Annotated in this window: 7 protein-coding genes; 4 read left to right on the top strand and 3 right to left on the bottom strand. The window is 42.6% G+C overall.

All coding sequences use genetic code 11. From position 1 onward, the window contains the following. Positions 1-722: 722 nt before the first annotated feature. Positions 723-1232, bottom strand: coding sequence for a hypothetical protein (locus tag F6K57_RS32690; RefSeq protein WP_293064576.1), 510 nt, complete (start codon positions 1230-1232; stop codon positions 723-725). 101 nt (positions 1233-1333) lie between these two features. Next, positions 1334-2290, bottom strand: a complete 957-nt coding sequence (locus tag F6K57_RS32685; protein WP_293072178.1) for an alpha/beta hydrolase — start codon at positions 2288-2290, stop codon at positions 1334-1336. 463 nt (positions 2291-2753) lie between these two features. Here F6K57_RS32685 and F6K57_RS32680 point away from each other — a divergent pair, with 463 nt between their 5' ends. The 3 genes from F6K57_RS32680 (at position 2754) to F6K57_RS32670 (ending at position 6240) form a co-directional block, all read left to right on the top strand. Then, positions 2754-3167 (top strand): GFA family protein, encoded by a 414-nt coding sequence (locus F6K57_RS32680; RefSeq protein WP_075901005.1) that lies wholly within the window; start codon positions 2754-2756, stop codon positions 3165-3167. 32 nt (positions 3168-3199) lie between these two features. After that, the gene (locus tag F6K57_RS32675; protein ID WP_075901003.1) at positions 3200-3703 is read left to right on the top strand and encodes a DUF1772 domain-containing protein; all 504 of its coding nucleotides are present in this window, start codon (positions 3200-3202) and stop codon (positions 3701-3703) included. Between the two features lie 980 nt (positions 3704-4683). Beyond that, the gene (locus F6K57_RS32670) at positions 4684-6240 is read left to right on the top strand and encodes a calcium-binding protein (protein ID WP_293072177.1); all 1557 of its coding nucleotides are present in this window, start codon (positions 4684-4686) and stop codon (positions 6238-6240) included. Between the two features lie 284 nt (positions 6241-6524). On the opposite strand, the gene F6K57_RS32665 is transcribed toward F6K57_RS32670, so the two are convergent. Next, positions 6525-6929: a CU044_2847 family protein gene (locus tag F6K57_RS32665; RefSeq protein ID WP_293072176.1), complete on the bottom strand. Its 405-nt coding sequence runs from the start codon at positions 6927-6929 to the stop codon at positions 6525-6527. A gap of 239 nt (positions 6930-7168) precedes the next feature. On the opposite strand from F6K57_RS32665, the gene F6K57_RS32660 reads away from it, so the two are divergent. Further along, a partial coding sequence (locus F6K57_RS32660; RefSeq protein ID WP_293072175.1) for a caspase family protein occupies positions 7169-8256 on the top strand: 1088 nt, incomplete at its 3' end.

Genomic DNA, 8256 nt, shown 5'->3' with positions numbered 1-8256 from the left:
AAAATAATTTTATAGTCCTTTAATGATTTCATTTCTTTTGCAATTTTATCTAGTTCGGTAAGCCTAGGGCTAGGAATTTCCACTCCTTGTGGTTTCTATAGCAATTCTCTATGCCATGAGGTACAAATAGATCCCCCTAAATCCCCCTTATCAAGGGGGACTTTGAGGTTGATAAGCGTACCTCATAAATTCTATAAACGCTATATATCCTGTCTTCGTGTTGGATTTGTTCAAGGGACAGTTTTTTAACTTTTTCTATGAGTCGATTTTCGCTTAGTGCTATTTGCTGTCATGATTAATTACGTTTTTTTGATTATATTTTTTGAATTACTATAACACGATCGCTCTTAGCGGAAGCTGAGGCCAAAGGCCACGCTTTGCGAACGCTTCATCGCCTTTGGCGGCTGCTTTGCAGCATCGCACTTACAATTAAAGAGAAAATCTTAGGGTAACAAGCCTGAATATTATAGTGTCGGTAGAGCGCGATCGCAACTAGTGAGGAGGTAAGCATTCAGCTATCAGCCGTCAGCCGTCAGCTTATTTTATTCAAAAGCACCATTAGTAACGTACGCTATGGGCATAAACTGTTCCCATAGCGTGGCCACAGACCTTTAGCACCGATTGCACTACTTGAGGTGCTGCGCGAACAGTAGCGCATTAGCTGATAGCTGATAGCTGACGGCTGAATGCTTACGTGAGGAGCAATGGAATGATTGAGTTGATCACTCCCATGCGGTGAGTACAATAGCATTGCGAAACTCATCATACCTATCTGATAATTCTTCCTCCTTCTCAGTAAGGATATCTATTGCTTCCTCTTCGTCTTCGCTCAACTCTTCTAAGGGTATGGCCGCTAGTAGCGTTCGCTCTTCTAGTACTCCAATCATTCCGAACAATTGATCGCGGTAAGCGTCAAAAAAATCTACATCATATAGGTTAGCTAGAACAGCAGCCCGCCGCTTTTTCCCTTTCTTCCTTGCTTTCTTGATCTTCTTTTGCTGCTTTTGAGAGCGATGGTATTTATCATCCCCCATCCCAGAGTGAACGGGAAACTCTCCTTTCACTTCTTGGTAAATGAATGGTAAATCACGAAAGAAAAACTCTTTCTCGTCCTGACCTAGGCGATATCCAGACATCTGAATGATACAATCAGCGGTAAGCATTTGCTCTTCTACCTTTGATACTATTGAGACTGTGAAACAAGTGATCGCATCCAAATGGGTGCGATGCACTGGTCTTTGTTGATTAAGATTGGTAAACGTCTAATGCTAGTTGGACATCCAGTAACTGCACGTCCTGGGTTAATCGGTGCAGTTACAAAGCATTTATACTACTACTCAAAGCTAGAAATAGCATCTCCGACAACTTTTACAAACTCATAGGTTGACTCATAAGGCAAAACATTACGACCAGGAATTTTACGACCTTCACCTTGAGGAAGATGCTTGATATACTGAGCTAGTCGGTCTTCTGGTGTTTCAGATTTCCCCAGCTTACTAATACTTGAAGCTTGCTCTCCTACTACTACTAGGGTAGGTTGAGATGTATTAGCGATCGCCTGTTGATAGTTTTGTCGCCAAAAGCCAGCCAAAAAAGAAAAAACTGCGTAGCGGCTAGCTGGATTAATTGCTCCCTTTTGGAGATTATCTAACCATTCCTTATCTACTGTAGAACTCTCAGCAAACAGTTTATCTTCCGAAAACTTTTGCAGGAATTGACGGCGACGAGCATAACGAAAGAAGGCACTACCTAAAGGAGATTCGAGGAGATTCCAAGCAACTCGCTGCTGCCAGTATTGAGTTTCTGCTGTCATCAGAGACCAAGACGGAGGACCTGAGAGTACTAACCCTTGAATATAATTTGGTTCAGTTTGCTTTTGGATCAAGGTAAGTGCCACAGGTAATAAAGCCCCTTGCACTAGCAGAATCACCGGTTTTTTGACTACATTTGTTAAAAAATATTGTAACTGGTCAGCCCAATCTATAGGGTAGTAAGCAACAGGGGGCATTTCGCTTTCGCCACATCCTAGCAAGTCGGGATTATAAATTAGATGACCATTGCCAGTGTTCAACCACTGCTGGCAAAAGCGATGCCAAAAAAAGCGTGATAGTCCAACACCAATAGGATGGACTAATAGTAGAGGAGTTTTCGTCTCAGCACTGTCATCTGTTGGGGTATAGACTTCATAGGCACAACGGTAATTATGCCAAGTGTAGAATTCTTCTTTATGCAAGGATGTTTGCCCATTATCTGTATTGGGCGAACTGGAAGTAGAAGAGTTCCATGCCATCTCAAATCCCTCAAAAGTCTTGTGGGTATTATAGCAATAATAAAACTCATGAGGTACAAATATATAGATTTTAGGGAGCAGGGAACAGGGAACAGGGAGCAGGAAGCAGGGAGCAGATAATAGTGAATAAGTCAAAACAATGTGTACCTCATAGTTATGATAAACGCTATATAGTACGTTGTCATCTGCTCAAGATCTGAGTCTAATGGGACTAGGGAAGACTTTTGAATTCTCTGAAAAATTCATTTAATTTTGTGGAACGCTCCGCAAAAATCCTGCAAACCATGTCCAATCACTTGAGATCTGGTTTTGAGTCTGGTGCATCAATAGAATCCCCCATCCAGACTGCCCCCACCTACCCTAAGGCACACCCCAAGGCACACCCGCCAGTAACAATTTCATCCCTGCAAGAAAGCTGATTAAATGTAAGCTTTAAGTTGATCACCAATTTAAGGAAGTTCAAATGGAAGCTACAGGACGTTGTTTATGTGGTGCTGTCACATATGCCGCCAAAGAGGTAGAGACGGACGTTCATAGTTGCCACTGTGATATCTGTCTGCGATGGAATGGTGGACCGGGTTTTGCAGTGAGTGTTGGTCAGGTCAGCTTTAACGGTGAGCAGAACATCACTCGATTTGATTCATCAGAGTGGGCAGAACGCGGTTTCTGTAACCGTTGTGGCACGAATCTTTTTTATCACTTGAAAGAGGCAAACCTGTATGTGCTTTGGATGGGTACTTTTGACGACTTAAAGCCATTTAAGCTTGCCAGGGAAATTTACATTGACAAGAAACCTGCATTGTATGATCTCGCAGGTAATCATCCTCGACTCACTGGCTCCGAGTTCATGGCATCCCTTAAAGAAATGGAAGAATAGTTCGGAATCAATAGAACAGACGAGGTTTTCCCATGTCAATAGAAGGAGTTTTTCAGATTACATTGATCTTGGCTACATTGCTGTGTTCTCTGGTAGCAGGCTTCGTGTTTGCTTTTGCTGTAGTAGTCATGCCGGGTATCAAGACTTTAAGTGACCGGGAGTTTATCCGAGCTTTTCAGGTAATGGATGGCATTATTCAGAATAATCAGCCGATTTTTGTGTTGGTCTGGGTGGGTTCAATCTTGGCTCTAATGGCTTCAGGGATACTTGGCATCGGGCAATTGGAGGGAGCGGAGCGTCTGCTCATAATCTTAGCGGTGCTTGCTTACCTTCTAGTTGTTCAATTGCCGACTTTCACCATTAACATACCCTTGAATAACAAACTGCAAACGCTGAATATTGACGAGATGGATGAAACTGCACAAAAAGCGGCTCGTATGGACTTTGAACCACGTTGGCTCCTATGGAATTCAATCAGGACAACCTTTGCCAGCCTGGTATCTAGCCTGTTAATAATTCTATTACTCAGACTTTGAAGAAGTTGGATCTGGGGTCTGTACCCAAATCCGCTTTAATAAGACTATAGGGTTTCTCATAGCTACGAAAAACCCTATATATCCTGTATTATTGTTATATTTGTTCAAGGGACAGTTTTTTAACTTTTTCTATGAGTCGATTTTCGCTTAGTGCTATTTGCTGTCATGATTAATTACGTTTTTTTGATTATATTTTTTTACTTAGTATAACACGATCGCACTTACAATTAAAGAGAAAATATTAGGGTAACAAACATGAATATCAAAGGTTTTGGGTGGTGCGTTCCTCATAATCTATCGGGTGAAGCAGCAGAATCTAGTAAGCTTTTCAGGGCTCATGTCGCCCCCTCAGCTGAATGTGATGCGCTATGCCAAGTATGGATAGGGTAAGGCGGGGGTCAGGATGGAGTGCGATCGCACCTGCGGAATGTGGCCTCGATCAGCCAACCTAAACAGGCAATTCCCCTCCCGCTAACCCTCCGGGTATAACGGGAGACCCCTTGCCTGTTTAGGTTGGGCAAACACAGGACTTGAGTCGATGTACATAGTCCATTTTGTCAGATTTACGCTACCTGAGTGAATTAGTCCAACTACTATCGAGACGCCTTGTATGTAGATACCTGATATCAGCCCATTGTTTGGATTGACCCAATAACCTAAGAAGGGCATTATAGATACGGGAGTTTTCGCTTGTCATCCTGTCTGAGTAATGTCACCCAGTCAGAATATGACATTTGTAGCCAATTTGAGAAGGTAACACCTTCCATCAGTGGGAAAAGATGCTTCCATCAGTGGGTTTGGATGAGTGTTCGTAGGGTAGCGCACCGCTACACCGATTCCTGCACCGATCGCCCTATGTGAACTTTTGTCAGTCAACCAGCTTTCGGTTCTGAATTGATCAGTCATTTAAGGGTGCTGTTATTGATATCAGCAACATAAGTTTTGATTTTTATCACTGTTTTAAATCAAGGAGAAATACCATGGCAATAATTTCAGGTACTGTGAATAACGACAGCCTCAATGGTGGAGGTGGTAGTGATCTAATTGATGGTCAACTTGGCAACGATACTCTCAATGGTCAAAGTGGCAATGATACTATCATTGGTGGGGTGGGTAATGATATTATCGATGATTTTTTTGGCAATGACATCCTTTTTGGTGGGGAAGGTAATGATAACCTCGATGGTGGACCCGCCTCAGATACTATTTTTGGTGGGAATGGTAATGACACTCTTTCTAGTGGAACAAGTGGAGTTTCAAGTACCAATATCCTTTTTGGTGAAGATGGTGATGATCAGCTCTTTGGAGATGGCAATGAAATAAGAACTGGATTTACACCTTCAATTGATATTCTTGACGGTGGCTCTGGTAACGATACCCTCTTGAGCCGAGGTCTTAGTGACACTCTTAATGGTGGAGATGGCGATGATCTTCTAGAGACCCGAAGAGACGGTGATGACATTCTTAATGGTGGAAATGGCAATGATACTCTCAACGCCGATGGAATTTTATTCTCAAGCTCTAATCCTAATGTGACATTAAATGGTGGGAACGGTAGTGACTCTATTCGTGGTGGATTTGGCGACGACAACCTTAACGGTGGTTCTGGAAATGACACTCTTAGTAGTGGTCTAGGTGATGACATTCTTAATGGTGGGTCTGGAAATGACTTCTTCTTTGGTAGCTTTGGAAATGACATTGCAATTGGAGGTGGTGGACAAGACAGATTTGACGCCTTCGGTGGAGGGAATGACATTATTACTGATTTCGGAGGTGTTGGCACTGGGACAAACCCATCTCAAGCTGTTATTGACGAAGTCGATATCATAGAGTTTTCTGATTCAGGACAGACCGCAAAAAATTTACTTCTCACTCAGAATGGAAGTGACTTAGAGATTACCTTTGAGGGAAATAGCAGTGATAAGGTGGTTCTGAAAAACTTTAATCTTGAGGATCTCGATAACCTTTCACAAGGCATCGGCAATATACTGTTCGATAACGATCTGACAATTCAAGATAGCTTTGATGTTGTTAATGCGAATCAACTTCGTAGCACCGTCTTTAATCCCAATACAGTAACCTTCCTCAATGATTTAAATAACAACACCTCTGGCTTCAACAACTCGGATGACGTTATCAATGGTCAAGGTGGTAACGATACCCTTTCTGGTCTCTCTGGAAATGACCTGCTGCGAGGTGGTGATGGTAATGATACCCTTGTTGGCGGTAATGGTGTTGATACCCTTGTTGGCGGTAATGGTGAAGATCTACTTGATGGAGGTAATGGTCCACTGAACACTCTCACTGGTGGTTCCGATGCCGACATATTTGTGTTGAGAAGTACTCAAAGTCAATTTATAACTGACTTTGAAGTTGGTATAGATAAATTCTTATTAGATGATGGTCTAACCTTTGGGGCTCTGTCATTCACCCAACTTCCTAGCGCAACTACTATCGAAGCAAACAATAGCACGATAGGTTTAGTAGAAGGGGTAAGTGAGAGCGCCCTTAACAACATTTCCAACTTTATGAGTTAGAACCAGGCTTAACTCCTAAGAAACACATGGGGTAGGTGTTGAAATCAGGGTTGCCCGATGTAACTAATACTTCTGGGGATTGAGATGTTCGGAAGTCCTGAATGTGATGCGCTATGCCAAGTATGGATAGGGTGAAGCGGGGTTCAGGATGGAGTGCGTACGCTCTCTTTGAACATGCCTACGCACTCCATCGGTAAATGTGTTTACCCTACGGAAACTGGTTCAGTTACTTGCAAGCGATGAAGCTTCGCTTCCGCTAAAAGCGAACGCGTAATTTGTCTTAACTAAGTTTGATTTTTAATTGGCTTAGGAAGCTCACACTCTACTGTTATTTTAAGATTACTTTTAGCAGTCCCTTTAGTAACATAAGGAATCCCCGCTTCTCCCCCTAATTCTATCCCAAATTCTAGGGTTACTTTTTTAACATTAGGGATTGGCTTTTTCTTAAACGCATTTAAGCCAATAATAGTGTAAGCCCGGATCGTCCCTTCAATGATTTGAGCGTGTTGTATTATTTGCTGTCGTAGCCTTTCAGGAGAACTCATGCCCTTGTCGGTGAGAGCTTCTTCTTCTTCTTCCTCTTCGTCTTGGTTGTCTGGGCTGCTTACCGTAGGAATGTCTAAATCTTCTGTAGCTTCAACATAAATAATTGTGCCATCCTCTAGCTGAATTGGCGTTAATTGTGTCATAGTATGGTATTTAGTAAACTTAAGCATTCAGCTTAAGCGCTACGCGCACGCTACGCGAACAGCGGTCAGCGGTCAGCGGTCAGCCGTCAGCCGTCAGCTTATTTTATTCACAAGCTGTTTGGTGTAGCTTAGCCTATGGCTAATGGTTGATAGCACCGATTGCGCGTAGCGCTTAAGCTGATAGCTTACAACAATTGTATTCCTATTAATTATTTATTTATCTAAAAAAGCTGGTTGTTATGAGTCGGAATGCCTTAGTAATAGGAATTAATACCTACAGCTATGAACGCCTCAATAATTTAACGGCACCTGGGCAGGATGCAGAAGCTATAGCCCAATTACTAGAGAAGTATGGAGACTTTAAGGTAACGCGACTCCCGGCGGTTAAGGATAAACAGAATAATACCATTCGGGTTGGTAAAAAAACCAAAGTCACTCTAACTCAGTTAGAAGACGCCATAGTACAATTGTTCAAACCAAATGGGAAAACCCCAGATACAGCGCTACTCTATTTTTCTGGGCATGGTTTACGAAAGAGCAAAGGGATACAAGAAGGCTTTTTGGCAACTAGTTATGTTAACCCGGACATGGGTAACTGGGGTGTTCGTTTAAAATGGTTGCGGGAACTACTACAAGAAAGTGACGTAAGGCAGCAGATTATTATTTTAGATTGCTGTTATGCCGGGGAAGTCCTAAATGTAGCAGAAGCAGACCCTGGAGACCGGGGTAAAGGCAGAGACCGGTGTTTCATTGCTGCTTCTCGTGCCTTTGAACTGGCCTATGAAGACATTGGTAGTAATCATAGTGTTCTCACCTCTGCACTGATCCTAGGATTGGAACCAAGCCAACAGCGATGGGTAACTAACTATTCCTTAGTTGATTTACTTACTCAACAACAGAATGCTTTTCCCCAGCGTCCTATTTTTAGTAATTCTGGTGAACCCATTAATCTGACTCGCAGGTGGACAACAGCAACAAAACAGTTGGCTGCCTCGGCAAAAAGTATCTGTCCTTATAAAGGCTTAACTTATTTTGATTGTACTGAAGAAGATGCCAGGTATTTCTACGGTCGTACTGCCTTAACGGATCAATTGTTGGAAAAGGTGCGTGTTGGTAATTTTCTCGCTGTCTTGGGAGCGTCTGGTAGTGGGAAATCTAGTGTAGTTAGGGCAGGATTATTGTATCAGTTACAACTGGGACGGAGGTTATCTGGTAGTGAAAGTTGGCAGATAAAAATCCTTCAGCCGGGTGAACATCCCCTCAATTCCTTAGCACTAAGCTTTTTAGATTCTGGGTTATCTGATATCGAACGGGCGACTCGATTAGA

The sequence above is a fragment of the Moorena sp. SIO4A5 genome, from assembly GCF_010672005.1.
Taxonomy (GTDB): Bacteria; Cyanobacteriota; Cyanobacteriia; order Cyanobacteriales; family Coleofasciculaceae; genus Moorena.
The sequence above is the reverse complement of the archived record's forward strand: the minus strand, read 5'-3'. Positions and strand labels throughout refer to the sequence as shown.

Coding starts and splice junctions, on each gene's coding strand:
- F6K57_RS32685 (WP_293072178.1), bottom strand. CDS start 2,290: ATGGCATGGAACTCTTCTACTTCCAGTTCGCCCAATACAGATAATGGG.
- F6K57_RS32680 (WP_075901005.1), top strand. CDS start 2,754: ATGGAAGCTACAGGACGTTGTTTATGTGGTGCTGTCACATATGCCGCC.
- F6K57_RS32675 (WP_075901003.1), top strand. CDS start 3,200: ATGTCAATAGAAGGAGTTTTTCAGATTACATTGATCTTGGCTACATTG.
- F6K57_RS32670 (WP_293072177.1), top strand. CDS start 4,684: ATGGCAATAATTTCAGGTACTGTGAATAACGACAGCCTCAATGGTGGA.
- F6K57_RS32665 (WP_293072176.1), bottom strand. CDS start 6,929: ATGACACAATTAACGCCAATTCAGCTAGAGGATGGCACAATTATTTAT.